The sequence below is a fragment of the Halorubrum distributum JCM 13561 genome (assembly GCF_000337395.1).
GTDB classification, from domain to species: domain Archaea; phylum Halobacteriota; class Halobacteria; order Halobacteriales; family Haloferacaceae; genus Halorubrum; species Halorubrum distributum.
This window is the reverse complement of the sequence record NZ_AOJF01000030.1, coordinates 22948-43849: the sequence shown is the minus strand read 5'-3', so window position 1 is coordinate 43849 and position 20902 is coordinate 22948. Positions and strand designations below refer to the sequence as shown.

General features: G+C 68.5%; 20 protein-coding genes and 1 pseudogene. 9 read left to right on the top strand and 12 right to left on the bottom strand.

The window, feature by feature from the left end; translation table 11 throughout:
* Nucleotides 1–438 precede the first annotated feature (438 nt).
* The 5 genes from C470_RS05030 to C470_RS05010 all read right to left on the bottom strand — a co-directional run bounded on the left by C470_RS05030 (nt 439) and on the right by C470_RS05010 (nt 3419).
* Nucleotides 439–1245: a carbon-nitrogen family hydrolase gene (locus tag C470_RS05030; protein WP_008365706.1), complete on the bottom strand. Its 807-nt coding sequence runs from the start codon at nt 1243–1245 to the stop codon at nt 439–441.
* Nucleotides 1242–1673, bottom strand: a complete 432-nt coding sequence (locus tag C470_RS05025; protein ID WP_004598403.1) for a CoxG family protein — start codon at nt 1671–1673, stop codon at nt 1242–1244. Before C470_RS05025 ends, C470_RS05030 begins: the two co-directional genes overlap by 4 nt.
* A 122-nt stretch (nt 1674–1795) precedes the next feature.
* Nucleotides 1796–2023 carry a DUF7123 family protein gene (locus C470_RS05020; RefSeq protein WP_004598402.1) on the bottom strand — a complete coding sequence of 76 codons (228 nt, stop codon included), beginning with the start codon at nt 2021–2023 and terminating at the stop codon, nt 1796–1798.
* An 81-nt stretch (nt 2024–2104) separates the two neighbouring features.
* The gene (locus C470_RS05015; protein ID WP_004598401.1) at nt 2105–2287 is read right to left on the bottom strand and encodes a DUF7525 family protein; all 183 of its coding nucleotides are present in this window, start codon (nt 2285–2287) and stop codon (nt 2105–2107) included.
* 100 nt (nt 2288–2387) lie between these two features.
* Nucleotides 2388–3419: a phosphate signaling complex PhoU family protein gene (locus tag C470_RS05010; RefSeq protein ID WP_004598400.1), complete on the bottom strand. Its 1032-nt coding sequence runs from the start codon at nt 3417–3419 to the stop codon at nt 2388–2390.
* A 256-nt stretch (nt 3420–3675) separates the two neighbouring features.
* On the opposite strand from C470_RS05010, the gene C470_RS05005 reads away from it, so the two are divergent.
* Nucleotides 3676–4035, top strand: coding sequence for a response regulator (locus C470_RS05005; RefSeq protein WP_004598399.1), 360 nt, complete (start codon nt 3676–3678; stop codon nt 4033–4035).
* 24 nt (nt 4036–4059) lie between these two features.
* Here the strand turns inward: C470_RS05005 and C470_RS05000 are convergent, their stop codons facing one another.
* Nucleotides 4060–4440 (bottom strand): DUF7522 family protein, encoded by a 381-nt coding sequence (locus C470_RS05000; RefSeq protein ID WP_004598398.1) that lies wholly within the window; start codon nt 4438–4440, stop codon nt 4060–4062.
* Between the two features lie 105 nt (nt 4441–4545).
* On the opposite strand from C470_RS05000, the gene aglJ reads away from it, so the two are divergent.
* The 6 genes and pseudogenes from aglJ (at nt 4546) to C470_RS04970 (ending at nt 12356) form a co-directional block, all read left to right on the top strand.
* Entirely contained in the window at nt 4546–5607 is a 1062-nt protein-coding gene (aglJ, locus tag C470_RS04995) for an S-layer glycoprotein N-glycosyltransferase AglJ (protein ID WP_008365701.1), read from the top strand.
* 280 nt (nt 5608–5887) lie between these two features.
* The gene (locus C470_RS04990) at nt 5888–7831 is read left to right on the top strand and encodes an ABC transporter substrate-binding protein (protein ID WP_004598396.1); all 1944 of its coding nucleotides are present in this window, start codon (nt 5888–5890) and stop codon (nt 7829–7831) included.
* A 39-nt stretch (nt 7832–7870) separates the two neighbouring features.
* Nucleotides 7871–8766: pseudogene (locus tag C470_RS16290) on the top strand (ABC transporter permease).
* 14 nt (nt 8767–8780) lie between these two features.
* The gene (locus tag C470_RS04980) at nt 8781–9965 is read left to right on the top strand and encodes an ABC transporter permease (protein WP_004598395.1); all 1185 of its coding nucleotides are present in this window, start codon (nt 8781–8783) and stop codon (nt 9963–9965) included.
* Nucleotides 9965–11029 (top strand): ABC transporter ATP-binding protein, encoded by a 1065-nt coding sequence (locus C470_RS04975; protein ID WP_004598394.1) that lies wholly within the window; start codon nt 9965–9967, stop codon nt 11027–11029. The genes C470_RS04980 and C470_RS04975 overlap by 1 nt, the downstream gene beginning before the upstream one ends.
* Nucleotides 11022–12356 (top strand): ABC transporter ATP-binding protein, encoded by a 1335-nt coding sequence (locus tag C470_RS04970; RefSeq protein WP_008365698.1) that lies wholly within the window; start codon nt 11022–11024, stop codon nt 12354–12356. The genes C470_RS04975 and C470_RS04970 overlap by 8 nt, the downstream gene beginning before the upstream one ends.
* Nucleotides 12357–12383: 27 nt before the next feature.
* Here the strand turns inward: C470_RS04970 and C470_RS04965 are convergent, their stop codons facing one another.
* The 5 genes from C470_RS04965 to tpiA form a co-directional block, all read right to left on the bottom strand.
* The gene (locus C470_RS04965; RefSeq protein ID WP_007346145.1) at nt 12384–13139 is read right to left on the bottom strand and encodes a hypothetical protein; all 756 of its coding nucleotides are present in this window, start codon (nt 13137–13139) and stop codon (nt 12384–12386) included.
* A gap of 123 nt (nt 13140–13262) precedes the next feature.
* Nucleotides 13263–13583 carry a cupin domain-containing protein gene (locus C470_RS04960; protein ID WP_007346146.1) on the bottom strand — a complete coding sequence of 107 codons (321 nt, stop codon included), beginning with the start codon at nt 13581–13583 and terminating at the stop codon, nt 13263–13265.
* Between the two features lie 48 nt (nt 13584–13631).
* Complete coding sequence (dnaJ, locus tag C470_RS04955) at nt 13632–14804, bottom strand: molecular chaperone DnaJ (protein ID WP_008365696.1); 1173 nt, start codon at nt 14802–14804, stop codon at nt 13632–13634.
* An 82-nt stretch (nt 14805–14886) separates the two neighbouring features.
* Nucleotides 14887–16833 carry a molecular chaperone DnaK gene (dnaK, locus tag C470_RS04950; RefSeq protein ID WP_008365693.1) on the bottom strand — a complete coding sequence of 649 codons (1947 nt, stop codon included), beginning with the start codon at nt 16831–16833 and terminating at the stop codon, nt 14887–14889.
* 225 nt (nt 16834–17058) lie between these two features.
* Complete coding sequence (tpiA, locus tag C470_RS04945; RefSeq protein WP_004598388.1) at nt 17059–17703, bottom strand: triose-phosphate isomerase; 645 nt, start codon at nt 17701–17703, stop codon at nt 17059–17061.
* 144 nt (nt 17704–17847) lie between these two features.
* Between tpiA and C470_RS04940 the strand changes: the two genes are divergently transcribed.
* Entirely contained in the window at nt 17848–18627 is a 780-nt protein-coding gene (locus C470_RS04940; RefSeq protein ID WP_004598387.1) for a DICT sensory domain-containing protein, read from the top strand.
* Between the two features lie 157 nt (nt 18628–18784).
* Here C470_RS04940 and C470_RS04935 read toward each other — a convergent pair whose 3' ends face one another.
* Nucleotides 18785–19321, bottom strand: a complete 537-nt coding sequence (locus C470_RS04935) for a multiprotein bridging factor aMBF1 (RefSeq protein ID WP_008365690.1) — start codon at nt 19319–19321, stop codon at nt 18785–18787.
* Nucleotides 19322–19485: 164 nt separating this feature from the next.
* On the opposite strand from C470_RS04935, the gene aroA reads away from it, so the two are divergent.
* Nucleotides 19486–20868 carry a 3-phosphoshikimate 1-carboxyvinyltransferase gene (gene aroA, locus C470_RS04930; protein WP_008365687.1) on the top strand — a complete coding sequence of 461 codons (1383 nt, stop codon included), beginning with the start codon at nt 19486–19488 and terminating at the stop codon, nt 20866–20868.
* The last annotated feature ends 34 nt before the right edge of the window (nt 20869–20902 follow it).

Here is a 20902-nt window from a genome sequence, read left to right as displayed (position 1 = left end):
AGGCGAGCCCCGCCGCGGAGTCCCTGAATCGTACCCGGGTTCGCCGCTGCGACGTGGGGACAGCGACGGCCGAGCGCGTCGGAAGCGGTTGTGACTCGGCGTCGGTGGAAGCGGGAAATGGGTGGAAGTGGGAAGGGGAGGTGGGCGAAAGGCGAAGCGACGGGAGGCGGACGGGCGGCGGCCGGACAGCGGACCCCCGGGCTGTCGTCGGCGACGCCGCCCAGTGGTCGGGACGGGCGCGCGGATCGATTAACGCCGAATCCCAACGAGAAAAGCGTCGGTCTTCGGCAAGAGACGGTACGTTCCTCACGCGTATAAATGTGTGAGATCCGAACCTGCGGGATCCGGACGTCGTGCGACCCGGCCGCGTTTGACACGGCTGCCCGAGACCCGGCCGCCCGAGACCCCGGCGTCGCTCGGCGGCGCTCGCCGACGCGCTCACCGACGGTCGCGGAGCGCCGGAAACTCCTCCCGGACCGCCGCGACCCGCTCGGGATCGACGGCCGCGGTGACGACGCCCGGCTCGTCGCCGACCGACGCGAGCGCGGTGCCCCAGGGGTCGTACACCGCGCTCCGGCCGCAGAGCGCGTCGTCGCCGAACCGGCCGCTCCCGTTGATCGCGGCGACGTACGCGAGGTTCTCGATGGCCCGGGCGCGGCCGAGCGTCCGCCAGTGTTCGATCCGCGGGTACGGCCACGCGCTCGGCACCAGCACGCACTCGACGCCCGCGTCGACCATTGCGCGGAACTGCTCCGGGAACCGGAGGTCGTAGCACGTCGTCACGCCGACCGTGACGCCGCCGAGTTCGACCACCGGCGTCCGCTCGCCGGGCACCATCCGGTCCGTCTCCTCGGAGCCGTACCCGAACAGGTGCCGCTTCCGGTAGACGAGCCGGCGCTCGCCGTCGGCGTCGAACAGCACCGCGGCGTTGGCGAGGCCGGACTCGGCCGGCACGTCGAGCCCGTCCGCCGCCGACGCCGACAGGTCCTCGACGACCGTCCCGGCGAGTACCGCCACGTCCTCCTCGTCGGCCGCGACCGCGAACCGGGCCAGCCGGTCGCCGGCGAGGCTCTCCGCGGCGCGGCCGTACGAGTCGAACGCGAAGTAGCCGACGTCGAACAGCTCGGGGAGGACGACCAGGTCCGCGCCGTCGGCGGCGGCCGCCCGAATTCGGTCGAGCGCCCGCTCGACGTTGGCCTCGACGTCGCCGCCTTCGACCGCCAGCTGGACGCCCGCGAGCTTCATGCCGGCGAGGCCAGCGCGTCGCGGAGCGCGTCCTCGAGGTTGTCCAGCTCGGCGTCGAAGTTACGCTTGAAGAAGGACTCGACGCCGGGGAGGCTCCCGTCGACGACGAACTCGTTGGCGAGGCGGCAGCCGCCGTCGTCGGTCTCCGTGATCTCGTGTTCGCCGGTGACGCGGAACGCCCGCGACTTCCCGACGAACTTCACTCGGTTCGGGGGGTCGCGCTCGACCTCCTCCGTCTCCACGTCGATGGTAGAGCGGATCATCGGTATCGGCAGCGCGACGTGCCAGGTCGCGCTGCCGTCGTCGTGAACCTCGAAGGAGTCGACCACGCTGATGGCGCCCGCGCGCTGCTCCGCGTCCGAGATGAACGCCCACACGTCGGCCGGCGGCGCGTCGAACTCGAACGTCCGGGAGACTCGAACGGTCATACGATCCCGTTTGGGGCGACGGGGGTTAAAAATGCGCGTCGACGGAGTCGGGTTCGGGGAACGCGTCGACGGAGTCGGGGAGCGCGGCGAGCGCGTCGGGACGCGCCCGCGACCCTACCGTCTCAGCCGTCCGGCGTCACGCGCCAGGTGGTCGACTTGGCGCGGCCCCACTTCTCGATGTCGACGTCGTCCGACTTCTCGGCGAGTCGGGGGAGCCGCGAGCCCACCTGCTTCGCGGTGAGTCCGATCGCGTCGGCGATCGTCTTCGAGCGAACGTACCGCTCGCCACGGGTGACGCTGTCCGTGAGGTACGCGAGGATCCGCTGTTCCTCCTCGGTGTACTCGCTCATTATTAGCTGTACGCGTCTGACGTTCTTAACGGTTTCTCGTCGTTCGGACCGGTCGCCCGGTCCGCGCCGCGGATCGGTCGCTCAGTCGAACAGCTGAACCGCGCCGACGGCGAGCGTCGCGAAGACGAACGCGCCCGCGAATCCCCACGCCTTCCCGAGCTGCCCCGGGTACGCTAGCATCACCACGGCGCCGACGACCGCGATGGCACCGAGCGCGAGCGCGACGCCGACCTCCTTGTCCGATTCGATGGAACCCTCGCTCATACGAACCGCTTCGCGGGGGACCACTTAGTTCATGCGAACCGCGCGACACGGGCCGGGGAGGAACGCCCGCGACGACCGGGGCGCGGGCGACGCGTCGCGGTCAGATTATCTCGACGTGGTCCGACGCCTCGTTGAGCGCGAGGTTCGCCGCGATCTCCGCGTTCCGCATGGCGTACTCCGCGGTGTGCTGGAGGCTGACGAGCACTTCGCGGGTCATCAGCAGTGTCTCGTTGTCCAGGTCGTCCGGCAGCTCGGCGAGGATCTCCTGTTCGCGGTCCTCCAAGCGGGAGAACAGGTCGCGGCACTCGACGGTGAGGTCGTAGTCGCGCTCGACGACGGCGCGTACCGCGAGCGCGGTCAGCTCGTCCACCTGGTCGGTGAACTCGCGGATCTGCCGCATCGTCGCGCTGTCGACGTCGAGGGTGTGGCCCTCGGCCTCCATCACGATCTCGGCGATGTCCTCCGCGTTGTCGGCGGTGAGTTCGAGGTTCTTCGCGACGGAGCGGTAGCCGATCAGGGGGAACCCCTCTTCGAGGCCGACGGCGCGCGCGAGGTTCGGGTTCTGGTAGGCGGTGAAGATGAGCCGGAGCAGGAGGACGAAGATCTTGTTCGCCTGCCGCTCGCGGTTGAGCGCGCGCTGCGCGAGGTCCGGGTTGCCGTGCGCGAGCGCCTTCACGCCCTCGCCGCGCATCGTCGAGCCCGTGTTCTCCAGCCGTTCGAGCAGGTTGTCGAGGGTGAAGTCCTCGGGGTCGACCGAACAGCGGATCGAGATGTCCTCCGGGGTCTCCTCGATGACGCCGAGCCCCATCAGCTGGGTCTCGGCCTTGTACACCGCGTTGATGTGCTCGCTGTCGAGCGTCCCCTCGCTGCGGACGTGGATCACGCGCCGCCCCAGCACGTACTGCGCGACGATAGCGCGTTCGAGCGAGCGCGCGTCGAGCCCGTCGGCGTTGATCACCGCCTCCGACTCCTCGGTGCTCACCGACTCGGGGAGCACCGTGAGCGTCCCCTTGCCGCCCATCCGCAGTGACACCTCGTCGCCTTTGTTCACGCCGTGTTCCTGTGCCCACTCGGCCGGGAGGGTCATCGCCAGCGTCGACGGCCCCAACCGCTGGACCTTCCGCGTTTCCATACGCGACCGTATCGCGGGATACACCTTAACGTTATTCCCATGTTCATTATATGCTTCATCGAATATACAAGGGATAGCTGTCGGAGGGGGGCCACACACAGACACCGAGTTGTCCTCCACGCCGACCCGCGTATCGAGGTATCCGTCCGTGCCGGGCGATCGGTGCCGTCCGTGCCGGGCGATCGGTGCCGTCCGTGCCGGGCGGTCCGTGCCGACCGATCCGCGCGCTTATGTCGGTCAGGCGGAGAGAACGGGTATGACCGAGCGGGTACTCGTCGTCGACGACTCCTCCTTCCAGCGGACGGTCGTCCGGGACGCGCTGGCGGACCGATTCGAGGTCGTCGACGAGGCGGAAAACGGCGCAGAGGCGGTGGAACTCTTCGAGGCGTACGAGCCGGACGCGGTGTCGATGGACGTCGTGATGCCGGAGATGACCGGGATCGAGGCGACCGCCGAGATCAAGGACCGCTGGCCCGACGCGGTGATCGTGATGTGTACGAGCGTCGACCAGCAGGAGAAGATGATGGAGGCGGTGAAGGCGGGCGCCGACGGCTACGTGACCAAGCCCGTGGACGCCGACGAGCTGGTCGGCGAGTTCGAGAGCCACCTCGGGTAGCGGCGTCGCGAGGCCGGCACGGATTCAGGTTGGGTCGAACGACCGCAGGATCGACGCGAGCGCGCTCGCCAGCTCCTCGAAGCGGTCCATCTCCATCGAGTCGGTAGTCACCCAGACGCCGTGGTTGTTAGCGATCACCCGCGTGAGGTACCCGTTCTCGAACACGCGGACCGTGAACCGGTAGTCGCCGAGCTGGGTGTCCGCGTACATCGACTGCGCGTGGAATCCCTGCCGCTCGTTCTCGGCGAACCCGACCAGGTCGGCGGTCCGGCTCAGGTCGCTGCGGAGGTACAGCTGCTCGACGTCCTCCTTCGTGAAGTACGTGAGGCTCCGCAGCTCGTCGCCCGTCGCCGTGCGGGCCGCGCTCAGTAGTTCGTCGGCGTGTTCGTCCGGTGGGTGGGACATACGACCACGATCAATGCTCACATACATGAGCGTGTGGGTGGCCGCAGCGTCGGCCGGCGACCGGGAGGGACAGAGTTTACCGACTCCCCCGTGATCGCTCGCCTGATGAGCGAGCACGACGACGTCTGCGTCCTGTTGCCGACGATGAACGAGGCCGAGACGGTCGCACGCGTCGTCACGGACTTCCGCGACGCCGGCTTCGAGGAGGTCCTGGTGATCGACGGCGGCTCGACCGACGAGACGCGGTCGATCGCTCGCGAGGCCGGCGCGCGCGTCGTCGAGCAGTCGGGCCGCGGCAAGGGACAGGCGGTCAGGGAAGCCGTCCGGGACCACGTCGAGGCTCCGTACGTGCTGATGGCGGACGCCGACGCCACCTACGACGCCGACGACGCCGCGGCGATGCTCGATCCCCTCTTCGACGGCGAGGCCGACCACGTCATCGGGAACCGGTTCGCGGACATGCGCCCGGGCGCGATGACCCGGCTCAACCGGATCGGTAACCGGCTGATCAACCTCGCGTTCCGGGCGATCCACCGCGAGGGCTACCGCGACATCCTCTCGGGGTACCGCGCGTTCTCCCGCGAGTCGTTCCTGCGGCTCCACCTCACCGCGGACGGGTTCGGGATCGAGACGGAGATGGCCGTCGAGTGCGTGAAGAACCGCGTCTCGGTCGCCGTGGTCCCGATCACGTATCGGGAACGTCCCGGCGGCTCCGCGACGAACCTCCATCCGATCCGGGACGGCGGCGTGATCTTCCTAGAGCTGTACCGCAAGGCGAAGACGAACAACCCGCTGTTCTACTTCGGGAGCGTCGGCGTGGCGTCGACCGTCGCGGGGCTCGCGATGGGAGCGTTCGTGCTGTACCGGTACCTCGCGTTCGGCATCAGCCACGAGGTCGTCGCCGTCGGCGCGGTCGGCGCGACGATCCTCGGGATCCAGCTGCTCGTGTTCGGGGTCCTCGCGGACATGATACACTCCCTCCATCGCGAACAGATCGCGCGGTACGAGCGGGCGATCGGCGGTGAAGCAGCCGAGGGGCCGTCGGTCGCCGACGGCGACGGTCCGGCGGTCGAGGCCGACGGGAGCACCGAGGCGAACCGTCCGCGGTCGGCTTCCGGCTCCGAACTCACCGACGACGCCGCCGGCCGGGACGGTCGCGGCGACTGAGGAACGCTCCCGCGACGGGTCGGGAACGGCCGGCACCGCACCGTTGTCTCCGGAAACCATCCGGTAAGCGTCGGCTACCCGTGCGCGAGGCGAGAGCAATCAATCGAGTTAAATCTCGCTCCTCCGCTCGCGTCAAACTCTCCGATACACGATGAAATATGCGGTGGTGGTCCGGTTTTCCCTTCGAATCAGCCGATTATCAAAACGGATGTGAGATGATCGTCCCCGACAACTGTTCCGAAGTCTGAAGTTTTTTATACATCCACTCGTACTACATGGTATGCCACGGCGAAACATTGAAGATCGTGATGATCCCCGGCACCTCGACCGGCGACAATGGCTCTCCGCGCTCGGCCTCGCCGGCGCAGTAACGCTCGCCGGCTGTTCCGGAAACGGCGGCGACGGCGGCGACGGGTCGGACGGCTCCGACGGAAACAGCTCGGACGGCGGGTCCGGCTCGGACGAACTCAGTCAAGAGGAGATATACGCGACGGCCGCAGCGTCCTCCTTTTCGACGCTCAACCCGATATACAACGACGAGAACGGCGCCGGGAACGCGATCGCCCGCGCCCTCGACCTGGGTTACACGTTCGACGAGGAGAACGAGTACGTTCCGCTCCTCTACGACATGTCCACCGAGGACGGCGAGGTGTGGACGTTCGAGGTGCGCGAGGGGCTCGAGTTCAGCGACCCGTACGGCGAGGTGACCGCGAGCGACTTCGTCTACCTCATCCAAGAGGTCCACCAGAGCAGCTGGGCGAGTTCGGTCGCGTCGGCGAGTTGGGACGGTGTCACGGTCGAAGAGACCGGTGAGTACGAGTTCCAGGCCACGCTGAACACGCCGCAGCTCCTCTGGCCCGAGAGCTACGACCCGCAGCTGTACCCGATCCCCCAGGGCCTCCTCGAACCGTACGTCGAAGAGGAGGACACAGAGGGGCTCCGACAGGACGAGGAGCTGCTCGAGCTCCAGTTCTCGGGGAACCTCGGTCCGTACGTCCTCGACGAGTGGCAGCGGGACGGCGGGACTCGGTACAGCCGGAACGACGACTACTACCTCCAGGACGCGGACGATCTTCCGGACGTGTTCGACGAGGCGCCGTACTTCGAGGAGGCCGAAATCCGCGTGATCGGCGAGCAGGCCTCGCGGCTCGGTGCGCTGGAAACCGGAGAGGTCGACACGGCGGCGATCCCGCCGAACCAGGTCGAAGCGTATCAGAACAACGACGAGATATACGTCAACCAGATCCCGCAGCCGTACAACGAGAAGATCTCGGTCAACATGCGGGACAACGGGTGGACGACCGGGCCGGGGAACATGTTCCGGCACGTGCCGTTCCGGCAGGCGATGGCCTCCGCAATCGACAAGGAGGGGCTGATCCAGGGCGTGTTCCGCGACTTCGCCGAGACGCACTTCACGTGGCAGCCGCGGTTCAGCAACTTCTACCCGCCGGAGGAGGACATCCCGCAGTTCGGCGTCGGAGACAGTTACGGCAGCGAGGTCGCTCGCGGCTTGGCCGAGGACGCGTTCGAGATGTCCGAGTACGACTACCGGTTCGACGGGGAGACGATGGTCGGTCCCGACGGGAACCAGGTCCAGCTCAGTCTCTACCACAGCGCCGGGCAGAACACCGAGCAGCTGATGGCCGACTTCATCGCACAGGAGCTCGGTGAGAACCTCGGTATCGACGTGTCCGTCGAGGCGATCGACGGTACCCGGTTCAACAACGAGTACTGGACCCAGACCGACTTCCCCACTCCGGAGACGAACGAGGAGGGAGAGGTCACCAACGTGCCGGAGGAGCTCGTCGACACGGTGAACGGCGAGGAGGTGGAGTGGACCCAGCCCGCCGCGACCAACCCCGGCCCGCGCAACGTTACGTCCAACGAGTCGTGGGACATGGAGGTCGTGTTCGGCCTGAACACGTATCCGCGGAATCCGCTCGCCAACAGCGTCTTCTTCGAGGGCGCGAACCCGCTGTACAACCCGGTCGGTTACTACCCGGGCTTCGACGCGGAACAGCTGTTCCAGAACGCGCGGCAGGCGACTTCCCAGGAGGAGCTGGCGGACGCGCTCATCGAACTGTTCGCCAACCTCGCAGAGGAGCAGCCGTACATCATGCTCACGTTCCCCGACAGCACGGTCGGGTACCGTGAGGGGCTCGAAGGTCCCATCGAGAACTTCTCCAACGGCTGGAACCTCCCGGCGTGGAGATACGGGGAATAGGCCGACCCGCCCTCACCACACGTTCTCCACGATATCAACATGGGATTTGGAAGGTACGTTACCGCTCGCGTTCTCTGGGCAGGAGTTGTATCGCTCATCATCACTACGATCACGTTTCTCCTGCTGTCGGCCGCGCCGAACCCGGACGTACAGCGGGCCGCCACGCAGGCGGCTCTCCAAGGGGGCGACCCGGCGGAGGCCGTAGAGCGAGCGAGAGAGCTCCGCGGGCTCGACGAACCGCTCTACGTCAGATACTTCGACTTCGTCCGAGGCGTGTACACCCTCGACTGGGGCTGGTCGAGCAGCCGGAGCCAGCCGGTCATCGAGGCGGTCGGGAACGCGCTGTACTACACCGCGCAGTACTCGATTCCGTGGACGATCCTCACGGTCATCCTCGGCCCGCTCGTCGGCGTGTACTCGGCAGCGAACATGTACAGCTGGCGGGACCACGCGGCGACCGGGTTCGCCTTCTTCGGTTACGCCATCCCGAACTTCTTCTTCGGGATCATCCTGCTTTTGATCTTCGGGGTGTGGCTGGAGGTTATCCCGATCGTGTACAACACGGACGTCGCGGTATTCAGCGTCGAGAACGCGATCCAGCTGGCGATTCCGGTGTTCGTGCTGGTGACCGGATCGATCGGCGCAGTCACTGTCTCTTATACACATCTCTGANNNGCCATCAGAGATGTGTATAAGAGACAGCGACGCTCGTCGGACAGCTCCTCGCGCTGTTCCTCGGGTCGTCGCTGCTCGTCGAGGTCGTGTTCGGGATACCCGGACTCGGCCGGCTCACGTTCGAGGCGCTGCTCTCACAGGACACGAACCTCGTGTTGGGCACGACGCTGTTCTTCACGTTCGTCGCCGTCGTGGGGAATCTCATCGAGGACCTCGTGTTCACCGTGCTCGACCCGCGTATCAGCTACGATGACAGGTAACTCAACAGAAAACAATGGCAACTGAAGGCTCGGAACGATTCGATCAAGTCGACTGGAGTGACCTCTCGCGGTCGGGACGGTTCGATCTGTCGATCAACTCTATCGGGATGCTGCTGACGACGCTCCCGCTCGCGCTGCTCGCCGTGTACGACACGCAGTTCATCGGCGACCGAACGCCGACCTTCGAGTTCATCGGGCTCGACCGGACGTTCGAGGCAGTCGACTTCTTCTTCATCTTCACGCTGTTTTTGGCGTTCTGGTACCTCGTCTTGCCGCTGTACCAGAACCCGCGGATGACGCGATATTACTGGAAGGAGTTCAAGCGCAACCGGCCGGCGGTCGTGAGCATGGTCTGGCTCGGGATCGTGTTCGTGGGAGGGATCATCGGGCCGCTCGTGATGAGCGCACCGCAACAGGAGCTGCTCGTCGCCTACCAGCCGCCGGTGTTCACCTCCGTCGTCGAGTCGACGCCCGCGACCTGCGTCGGAGAAGTGATGAACGGTCGCTGCCACGGCACCTGGGAGTATCCGCTCGGGACGACGAACGCCGGTAGGGACGTGTTCACGATGATCGTCTACGGGATGACGATCAGCATGCAGATCGCCTTCATCACGACGACCATCGTCGCGACGATCGGTATCACGTTCGGCACCCTGAGCGCGTACTCCGGGGGCTGGGTCGACGAGATCATGATGCGGTTCGTCGACATCATCCTCTCGTTCCCGACGTTCCTGATGTTCCTGCTCATCCTGTACATCTACGGCGGGGGCTTGGGGATGTTCATCGTCGTGTTCTCGCTGTTCGCGTGGGGCGGAACCGCCAGATACGTTCGCAGCAAGTCGCTGTCGATCTCCGAAGAGGAGTTCATCAAGGCGAGCCGCATCAGCGGCGCGAGCACGTATCAGGTGATCCGCGGCCACGTGGTTCCGAACGTGGCGAGCAGCATCATCACCCAACTCACGCTGCTTATCCCCGGCTTCCTGCTGTTCGAAGCGCAGCTCGCGTTCCTCGGCGTCGGTGACTCCACGGTCCCCTCGTGGGGCCAGCTCATCTCCGCCGGCCGGAGTGACCTCTCGTACGCCCCGTGGATCGTGTTGGCGCCCGGTATCGTGCTGTTCTTGACCATCCTCGCGTTCAACTTCCTCGGTGACGCGCTGTTGGACGCGCTGAACCCCGAAGCGGAGGCGGAGAGCGAATAATGTCCGACGGTCAGCCACTACTCGAGGTCGAAAACCTCACGACGACGTTCAGCACCGAAGACGGAACGCTCACCGCGGTCGACGGGGTCGACTTCAGCGTCGACACCGGCGAGACCGTCTGTATCGTCGGGGAGTCCGGCTCCGGGAAGACGGTCGCGACGGAGTCGATCACCAAGATCATCAACACGCCGCCGGGAAAGATCGAGGGAACCGTCCGGTACAAGGGACGCGACCTGCTGTCGATTCCCGGCTCGGAGCTCCGGGAGATCCGGGGTAACGGGATCGCACACATCTTCCAGAACCCGCAGGAGGCGATGAACCACTGCTACACCGTCGGGTGGCAGATCACCGAGGCGCTTCAGATCCATCAGGACGTCTCCGACGAGGAGGCGCGCACGAAGGCGGTCGACCTTATGGACCGCGTCGGGATCGCGAACGCGAGCTCGCGGTTCGACGACTATCCGCACGAGTTCTCCGGCGGACAGAAGCAGCGCATCATGATCGCGATGGCGCTCGTCGGCGACCCCGACCTGCTCATCGCCGACGAGCCGACGACCGCGCTCGACGTCACGGTCCAGGCGCAGATCCTGGAACTGCTCGACGACTTACAGGACGAGTTCGGAATGGGGATCCTGTTCGTCACGCACGACCTCGGCGTCGTCGCACAGATCGCCGACCGGATCGTGGTGATGTACGCCGGGAAGGTCATGGAACGCGGCAACGTGCTCGATATCTTCGACAATCCGACGCACCCGTACACCCAGCAGCTGCTGGAGTGCCTGCCGGAGTTCGGCGGCACGGGCGGCGGGATCCCGGGGACGCTTCCGGACCCGCACGACCCCCCGGACGGCTGTCGGTTCGCGCCGCGCTGCGAGTACGCCGAGGAGGCGTGCCGGACCGGCGAGCAGCCGGAGGAAGTCGAGATCGAACCCGGGCAGTGGGTCTCCTGCGTCCACTACGGCCCGGGCGGCGATCCCTCGGTGATCGGCGGAGAGGAGTTCGGAATCGCCGGAGACACCGGTGCGACGGACGGCGACAGCGAGGTGGGTCCGGCCGATGACTGAGCCGCTGCTGTCGGTCCGCGATCTGAAGAAACACTACCCGATCCGAAAGGGGCTGTTCAACCGACAGGTCGGCGCCGCGCGCGCCGTCGACGGGATCAGCTTCGACATCGAGGAGGGCGAGACGCTGGGACTCGTCGGCGAGTCGGGGTGCGGGAAGTCGACCGCGGCGAGTTCGGTCATCCGCTTAGAGGAGCCGACGTCCGGAGAGGTCGTCTTCAACGGGAACGGACGCGGAAGCGCGAGCCGGAACCCAGACGGAACTCACCCCAACGACGTGACGGAGTTCGACGACGACGAGCTGATGCAGTTCCGGCGTGGCGCCCAGATGATCTTCCAAGACCCGTCCTCGAGCTTCGATCCGCGGATGTCGGTCGGGAGCGCGGTCGGCGAACTCCTCAAGGTTCACGGGATGAGCGACCGCCACCGGCGCCGCGCGATCGTCGAGGACCTGCTCGAACGCGTCGGGCTCTCGGCGAGCGACTTCGACCGCTACCCGCACGAGTTCTCCGGCGGGCAGAAACAGCGGATCGCGCTCGCCCGAGCGCTCGTGTTGAACCCGGACCTCATCATCGCCGACGAGCCGGTGAGCGCGCTCGACGTCTCCATCCAGGCGGAGATCCTCTCGCTGATCGACGACCTTCAGGAGGAGTTCGGGCTGTCGCTGCTGTTCATCAGCCACGACATGTCCGTCATCCGCCAGATCTGTGACCGCGTGGCCGTGATGTACCTCGGCGAGATCGTCGAGATCGGGCCGGTCGAGGAGATCTTCACCAACCCGCAACACCCCTACACCGAGGCGCTGCTGTCCTCGATCCCGACGCCGGACCCGCGCGCGGACATCGGGGGCATCGAGCTGAAGGGGACCGTCCCGAGCCCGACGAACCCGCCGAGCGGCTGCCGGTTCCACACGCGGTGTCACAAGGTGATTCAACCCGACGGCGTCGACATCGATCAGGACGACTGGCGGGGGCTGTTGAACTTCCGTGAGAAGGTCATCACCGGCGAGATCGACATCGATCAGGTCCGTGAGAACGTCGCTGCCGGCGGAAGCGACCCGACCGACTCGGAGGTCCGAGCGGAGATCCGCCGGGAGTTCGACATCAGCGAGACGGTCGGCGACCCCGATCTCGAGGAGACGCTCTCGGAGGCGATGAACCTTCTACTGGATGACAACGCCGAAATGGCGGGAGAGTTCCTCTCGGACGAGATCACGACGCCGTGCGCCCAGACCGAGCCCGAGACGACGGTCCACGCGGCCGATCACGAGTCCGCCTGTCTCCGGCACGAGGGGCGGGCCGCCGCGGAGCCGAACCCCGCGGACGACTGATCCTGCGGCGACCCGGGCCGGAACGGGTCACTCGGCCGTCGACGCGATCGACGCCGGATCGATCCGTCGCGGCTCCGGAACGTCTGCGTCCGCCGGAGCCACCGCCACGTCGCCGCGCGGCTCGCCGTCCGACTCCTCACCGTCTCCGGTCGGCGCCGCGAGCACCGCGGTTCCGCCGACGGAGAGCGGAGCGACGAGCCCGGCCGCGACCGCCGGCGAATCGGAGAACGGGCGACGGAGGACGACGCGCGTCTCCGCGTCTATCCCGCTCGCCTCGACCGCGGCCGCGGCGAGCGAACACAGTTCGCGGTGGCTGAACTCGCGCTCTGGCCCGACGATAGCGGCGTCATCCGGTTCGACGTCGCTCGGCGGCGTCCCCGGATTCTCGCTCCACAGTTCCTGCTCCCAGTGCGTGGTCTCGGGACGCTCGGGCGATCCGCCGAACGCGGCGAGGTTCGTGCCGGGCGCCGGATCGAGGTCGGCAGCGGTCGCGACCGGCGCGAGCACGACGCGGTCGCCGGCCTCGATCCCCGCGGCCGGGTCGAAGCGGACCGGCGCGCCGACGGCGGCGGCGCCGAGGAACGCGAGCGTCGTGTGAAAGCCCGGCGTCGGGTCGACGGCGACGGTCGCGCCCGCGCGGACGCCGAGGTACCGGAGCACGTTCGCCGCCTTGTAGCCGTTCGTGATCAGGTCGTGGTGGCTCCGCTCCCGGCCGTCCGCCGTGACGAGCGCCGTGTCGCGGGTGCGGCGGTCGCGCGCGAGCAGGTCCCCGACGAGTTCCATATCCGGTCCTGGGGGCGGGCGAGCCTTAACGCTGCGGCGTCGGCGAGAAGCGTCTCCGGCCGAACCAATCCGAGTCGCGGCCGGCGTCAGGGCGCGCCGGCGATGACGGTCATCGAGCCGGCGTCAGGGCGCGCCGGCGATGACCATCTTCGAGCCGTCCGCGGAGAAGGCGAGGTCGCGGGTGGACCCGGGGTCGACGCGGACCGCGTCGCCGGGGTCCAGGTCGACGGCGTCCCCGTCGACGGTGAGCGTCGCCTCGCCGTGGAGGAGGACGTACACCTCCTCGTGGTCGCCGTCGGCGTGGTCGTGTTCCATCCCCTCCCAGCCGTCGTCGGCCTCGACGACGGTCACGCCGAGGTGCTCGCAGTCGAGCGCGTCACGGAGGAAGTACATCCCGGGCGCGCGCGGTTCGACGTCGTCGTAGGCCGTCGTGTCGTAGCCCATGCGTCGGTGATGGTGCCGGAGGGCGGAAAAGCTACGGGCAGCGGAAGCTCAGAACGAGCTCTTCAGCTTCTCGAAGAACCCGCCGCCGACGTCGATGTCCTCGCCGCCCGCCTCGGCGAACGCCTCCAGCGCCTCGCGCTGTTCGTCGTTGAGCGACTCGGGGACGACGACGGCGACCTGGACGTAGAGGTCGCCGCGGCCGCGGCGACGGAGCCGGGGCATCCCCTTCCCCTGAAGACGGAACGTCTCGCCGCTCTGGGTGCCGGCGGGAACGTCCATCTCGACGCTGCCGTCGACCGTTTCGACCTCGATCGTGTCGCCGAAGACGGCCTGCGGGAAGGAGACGGCCTCGTTGACGCGGAGGTCGTCGCCGTCGCGCTCGAACCGGTCGCCGATGTCGACGTCGACCTCGATCAGCAGGTCGCCCTTCGGCCCGCCGTTCTCGCCGGGCGCGCCCTCGCGCTCCATCCGGAGGCTCTGTCCGGAGCGGATCCCGGCCGGGATCTCGACGGAGAGCGTCGCCTCCTCGCGGACGACGCCGTCGCCGCCGCAGTCGGCGCAGTCCTCGCTGTACAGTTCGCCCTCGCCCTCGCAGCGCGGACACGTCGACGTCTGCTGGACCCGCCCAAGCGGCGTCTGCTGGACCTGCTGGACCTGTCCGCGGCCGTTACACTGCGGGCACGTCTCCACGTCCGCGTCCGGGGGGTGGCCCGCCCCGTCGCAGGTGGCGCAGGTCGTCGGTCGCGTGAGCGTGACCTCCTTGGTCGCGCCCTCGAACGCCTCCTCGAGGTCGATCGTCAGCCCCGTCTTGAGGTCGCGGCCCTGTCGCGGTCGGTTGCCGCCGCCGCCACCGCCGCGGCCGCGACCGCCGCCACCGCCGAAGAACTGGTTGAAGATGTCCTCGAACCCGCCGGCGCCCCCAGCACCGCCCGCGCCCCCGAAGGGACCGCCGGCGCCGCCGGGGCCGCCGCCGCCACCCGTCGCGCCGCGCTTGTCGGCCTCGGTGAAGCGGTCGTGGCCCATCTGGTCGTACTGCTGGCGCTTCTGCTCGTCGGTGAGCACCTCCTTGGCCTTCTGGATCTTCTTGAACCGCTCCTCGGCGTTCTCGTCGTCGCTGACGTCGGGGTGGTGTTCTGCGGCCTGCTTGCGGTACGCCTTCTTTATCTCCTCCTCGCTGGCGTCCCGCGACACGCCGAGGACGTCGTAGAAATCTTCGCTCATGCGTTGCGTTCGTTGAGTGGTGTTGATCGACGGGTCGATTTAAGCGGCGGGGTCCAGGCGTTGAAAGTCGGCTCGGCGGGGATTACTCCTCGTCGTCGTCCACGTCCTCGAAGTCGGCGTCGACGTACTCCTCGTCGTCCGCGTCGGCGCCGGGACCGGCGCCGGGGCCCGCCGCGCCGCCCGGACCGCCGGCGCCGCCCATGCCGCCCATGCCGCCGGGACCGGCGCCGCCCGCGCCGCCCGGCCCGGCCTGCGCGGCCTGGCCCTCGTACATCTGCTTGCCGATCTCCTGGAGCTCCTCGGTGAGCGCCNTGGTGAGCGCCTCGGTGGCGGACTCGATCTCGTCGGTGTCGGCGTCCTCGTCCTCGAGGACTTCCTCGACGTCCTCGATGGCCGCCTCGATGTCGGCGACGAGCTCGTCGTCGTCGAGCTCCTCCTCGTTCTCCTCGAGGAGGGTCTCGGCGCGCTGGATCGTCGTCTCGGCCTCGTTGCGGGCTTCGATCCGCTCGCGGCGGGCCTCGTCCTCTTCCTTGTGCTTCTCGGCCTCCTCTTGCATCTCCTCGATCTCGTCGTCGGAGAGGCCGACGCCCCCCTCGATGGTGATCGACTCGGCGTTACCGGAGCCCTGGTCCTCGGCCTCGACGTTGACGATGCCGTTCTCGTCGATGTTGAACGAGACCTCGATCTGGGGGGTTCCGGCGGGCGCCGGCGGGATGCCGGAGAGCTGGAACGCGCCGAGCAGCTCGTTCTCCTCGGCGATCTCGCGTTCGCCCTGGAAGACGCGGACGTTGACGGAGGTCTGGTTGTCCGCGGCCGTGGTGAACACCTTCGACTCCTCGGTCGGAATGGTGGTGTTCTTCTCGATGAGCCGCTCGAAGAGGCCGCCCTTCACCTCGATCCCGAGCGAGAGGGGAGTGACGTCGAGGAGGACGATGTCGTCGACGTCGCCGGAGAGCACGCCGCCCTGGACCGCCGCGCCGAGCGCGACCGCCTCGTCCGGGTTGACGTTCTTCTTCGGCTCCTGGCCGACGAGCTCCTCGACCTGCTCTTGGACCTGCGGCATCCGGGTAGAGCCGCCGACGAGGATGACCTCGTCGATGTCCGACTTCGAGTAGTCGGCGTCCGAGAGCGCCTGCTCGGTCGGCTCGACGGTGCGGTCGATGAGGTCGGACGTGAGGTTCTCGAACGTCGCGCGGGTGACGGACTGTTCGAGGTGGACCGGACCGCTGTCGGTCGCGGTGATGAAGGGGAGGTTGACCGTGGTCTCCTTCTTGTTCGACAGCTCGATCTTCGCCTCCTCGGCGGCGTCCTTCAGCCGCTGGAGCGCCTGCCGGTCGTCGCGGAGGTCGATCCCGTGGTCGTTCTGGAACTCGTCTGCGAGGTGGTCGATGAGCGCCTCGTCCCAGTCGTCGCCGCCGAGGTCGTTGTCCCCGTTCGTGGCGACGACTTCGTAGACGCCGCCGCCCAGGTCGAGGACGCTCACGTCGAACGTGCCGCCCCCGAGGTCGTACACGAGGACGGTCTGGTCGGACTCGTCGTCGAGGCCGTACGCCATGGAGGCCGCGGTCGGCTCGTTGACGATGCGCTCGACCTCGAAGCCGGCGATCTCGCCGGCGTCTTTGGTCGCCTGCCGCTGCTTGTCGTTGAAGTAGGCGGGGACGGTGATGACCGCCTTCTCGACGTCGTCGCCGAGGTACTCCTCGGCGTCGCGCTTGATCTTCTGGAGGATCATCGCCGAGACCTGCTCGGGCGTGTACTCCTCGTCGCCGATCTCGACGGTGTAGCCGTCCTCGCCCATGTGCCGCTTGATCGACTGGATCGTGCGGTCGGGGTTCTGGACGGCCTGGTTCTTCGCCGGCTTCCCGACGAGGCGCTCGCCGTCGTCGGCGAACGCGACGACCGAGGGGGTCGTTCGGTCGCCCTCCGCGTTGGCGATGATCTCGGGCTCGTCGCCCTCCATCACCGCGAACGCGGAGTTGGTGGTACCGAGGTCGATACCGAGAATCTTGTTGCTCGCCATCTTGCTCATATGTAGCGGCTTGTTTCGGTTAAAGGTTACTAGATGCCGCCCTGCCGCGGAACAAACGAAGCCGCTGTCGTCGTGCGATTTCTCGATCGTGTGAGTCGCTCACATCGGTGTCTTTATACAGATCCGCAAACGCAGCGGCCGTCTGGGTTCGCTCGCGAGAGAGTTCGCCAGCGGGGACGCGGAACGTACGTCGAAGTCGTGGCGCAGATGCCCCGGTCCGCCGGTTCAGATCCCGCTCACGAGGTCTTCGAGCACGGCCTCGGGGTCGTCGGCCTTCGCGACGCCGGAGGCCAGCAGGACGCCGGCGGCGCCGAGTTCGCCGGCGGTCGACACGTCCTCGCCGGTCGAGACGCCGGCGCCGCAGAACACGTCGACCGCGGGGTCGACGGCCTCGGCGGCCGCGACCGCGTCCTCGACGATCCCCGGATCAGCGGTGGCGACGGAGACGTCGCCGCCGATGAGCTCCGGCGGCTCGACGGCGACCGCGTCCGGCCCGAGCGCGGCGGCGGCGCCGACCTGCGCGGGGTTGTTCGCGCAGACGATCGTCTCCAGGTCGGCGCGCTCGGCGGCGCGGACCGAGCCGTCGACGTCGGCGAGCTTCAGCCGGTTCTCCGAGTGGTTTATCAGCGTGCCTTCCGCGCCGTTGTCGGCGACGGCCTCGGCGAGCGTCGACCCCGTGTGCGAGCCGTGTGCGTTCGGCGAGACGTGCTGGCCCCACGTCTCGACGCCGGTGTCCGCGACGCGGGCGACGTCGGCCGCCTGCGGCGAGACGGCGATCCGCGCGCCGGACGCCTCGGCGACGTCGCGGGCCGCGGTCGCTACCTCGATCGGGTCGCACGGGTACGCCTTGAGGTTCACCAGGATGAACATACGCCCACTCGGGGGGCGCGGCGCAAATAGGTTCGTGCTTCGCGGCGCGCGCCTCGGTTCCCCGGACGCACCCTCGGCGCCGAGGGACGCGCCCCCGAGAGCAGAAACGACCTTATACCCCGATGCTGTGGGTCCGGGCAAGGGATGTCCCTCATCGAGCTCATCGCGGGCGTGGAGGCGCACGAGGCCACGCTGACCGTGTTCAACGCCGACCCGGCGGTGACCGACGAGCTCCGGGAACACTTCGCCGACCGCAACGTCCGGATCGTCGACGACCAGACCGCCTCCGGGCCGGAGGGGTTCGCCGTGCTGGCGCGAGACGGCGAGTTCGTCACGGCCGTGACCGTCGACGACCTGCTGTCGGGCTCCGGAGGCGACGGGACGACTGGCACGGGCGACGGGGGCGACGCTCCGGAAGGCGCGGGCGCATCCGAGGAGCGCGTCGGCCGGCCGGTGTTGGACCACCTCGACGAGACGATGTTCACCTCCTACTCCCGCGAGGACATGGTCGCCGCGTCGCGGGAGATCGAAGACCGCGCCTGGCGGGTCGGCGACGGGGCGCTCCACGCGGGGTTCCAGACGCTCGACGTGCTCACCGGGGAGGCGGACACCTACGACCTGCTCGGCGAGAAGGAGCGGCTCGACGTCCACGCGTACGCGGCCGACGAGGGCGAGGCGCCCGACGTCGAACACTACACCGTTCACGTCGGCGAGACCGCCGAGATCCGCGAGACGTGGTTCGTCGCGTACGACGGAGGCGGCTACGAGGACGCGAAGTGCGCGCTGCTCGCCGAGGAGCGCTCGCCCGGCGAGTTCTACGGCTTCTGGAGCTACGACCCGGAGACGGTCGACTACATCATCGACTACCTCACCGAGCGGTACGGCGGGTCGCAGCAGACGGACGAGGGCGGGGAGACGGTGTGATGGCCCGACCACCGGGGTTTAGCCGTGGCTCTCGGAGCCGACCGCGCGGCTGTCGGCCGCCACGCTCGTCACGACCGTCGAGGGGCGACCGGCGACGCGTCTGAGAGAGCGGTGAGCGACAGAAACGAGGCGGGGTCGGTCGCGGCGAGCGGACCGGTTAGTCCTTCCGCTTGACGACGTCGCCGAGCGTCATCGTGCCCGCGTCGTTGGTCTCCCAGTCGGCGTCGTCGGACGACTGGCCCTCGACCAGCGAGATGTCGAGCTCGCGCTCGAGCTTGCGCTGGACCTCGTCGGTCGGGAGCGTGTCGCCGCGCTCCAGCTTGCGGATGAGGCTCGCCTTCTCGTTGAGCTGGTCGGCCAGCTCCTCCTGGCTCAGCCCGCGCGACTCCCGCGCCTCGCGGATCCGCTCGTCGTAGTCGGTGGCGATCTCGTCCATGTCGTCGAACATGTCGCGGGGGCGGGTCGAACCGCCGGCGCTCCCGGACCCGCTCGACGAGCCGGACGAGCCGGACGACGAGGACGACTTCCCGGTGCTGGAGCTGGTGGAGTACTTGCCGCCGCCGGAGCTCGTCGACTCGTCGCGGACCTCGGTGCCGAAGTCCGTACACGAGCTACAGAGCTCCAGCTCGGCGCCTTCGACCTTCGTCGTCGTCAGCGAGGCCTCCTCGGCGCCGCACATCTCACACTGGGGCATACGCGACGCTAACGCTCCCGGTGGTATAAAGGGTGTGCCGCGGCGCCGCGACGAAGCGGTCGGGTTCCGGCCCCGCGGCGCGAGCCGACGCGCGGTGGTCACACTCCGACCGCAATCGTGCCGCGGTCGGTACCGACTTGTCGCCGCGGCCGGCAGGGTAGGGTATGGACGTCCACGTCACGCGCTCAGAGCTCCGGGGGACCGCCCGCGCGCCGCCGTCGAAGAGCTACACCCACCGCGCGCTGCTCGCGGCCGGCTACAGCGACGGCGCGACCGTCGAGTCGCCGCTGATCTCCGCCGACACGCGGGCGACCGCCCGCGCCGTGACCGCGTTCGGCGGGTCGGTCGCGCCCGCGGGCGACGACGCGTCGACCGGCGGCGCAGCCGAGACCGAATCCCACCTCGCCGGCGCCGACGCGCTCGCTGTCGAGGGGTTCGGCGGCCGCCCCGCCGTTCCGGACGACGTGATCGACTGCGCGAACTCGGGGACGACGATGCGGCTCGTCACCGCTGCGGCCGCGCTCGCCGACGGCACGACCGTCCTCACCGGGGACGGCTCCCTCCGATCGCGGCCGCAGGGGCCGCTCCTCGACGCGCTCGGCGACCTCGGCGTCCGCGCGGAGTCGACCCGGGCGAACGGGCAGGCGCCGCTCGTCGTCACCGGCCCGCTCGAAGGCGGCGAGGTCGCGATCCCCGGCGACGTCTCCTCGCAGTACGTCACCGCGCTGCTGATGGCGGGCGCGGTCACCGACGAGGGGATCGAAGTCGATCTCACCACCGAGCTCAAGTCGGCGCCGTACGTCGACATCACGCTCGAACTGCTCGCCGACTTCGGCGTCGAGGCGACCCCGGTCGACGCGGCTGGCGAGCCGCTCGACGGCGCCACCGGCGCCGCGGGGTTCTCGGTGCCGGGCGGACAGTCGTACGAGCCCGCGGGCGGCAGCTACGCCGTGCCGGGGGACTTCTCCTCCATCTCGTACCTGCTCGGCGCGGGGGCGGTCGCGGCCGCGCCCGGTGAGACGGTCCGGATCGAGGGCGCGCGGCCGAGCGCGCAGGGCGACGCCGCCATCGTCGAGGTCGTCGAGGAGATGGGTGCGGCCGTCGACTGGGACCGAGAGGCCGGCGAGATCGCGGTCGAGCGTGCCGCCCTCTCCGGCGTGACCGTCGACGTGGGCGACACGCCCGACCTGCTCCCCACGATCGCCGCGCTCGGCGCGGTCGCGGACGGGGACACCCGGATCGAGAACTGCGAGCACGTCCGCTACAAGGAGACCGACCGCGTCTCCGCGATGGCGGAGGAGCTGGGGGAGCTCGGCGCGGAGACCACGGAGGAACCCGACGTCCTCACGGTCCACGGCTCGGAGAGCGACCTCGCGGGCGCGACCGTCGACGGCCGTCACGACCACCGGATCGTGATGGCGCTGTCCGTCGCCGCGCTCGCCGCCGAAGGGACGACCACCGTCCGCGGCGCCGAACACGTCGACGTCTCGTTCCCCGGCTTCTTCGACGCGATGGCCGACCTCGGGATGGACGTCGAGCGCGACTGACGGGCCCGGAAGGCAATAGTTATAGAAGTTCGCA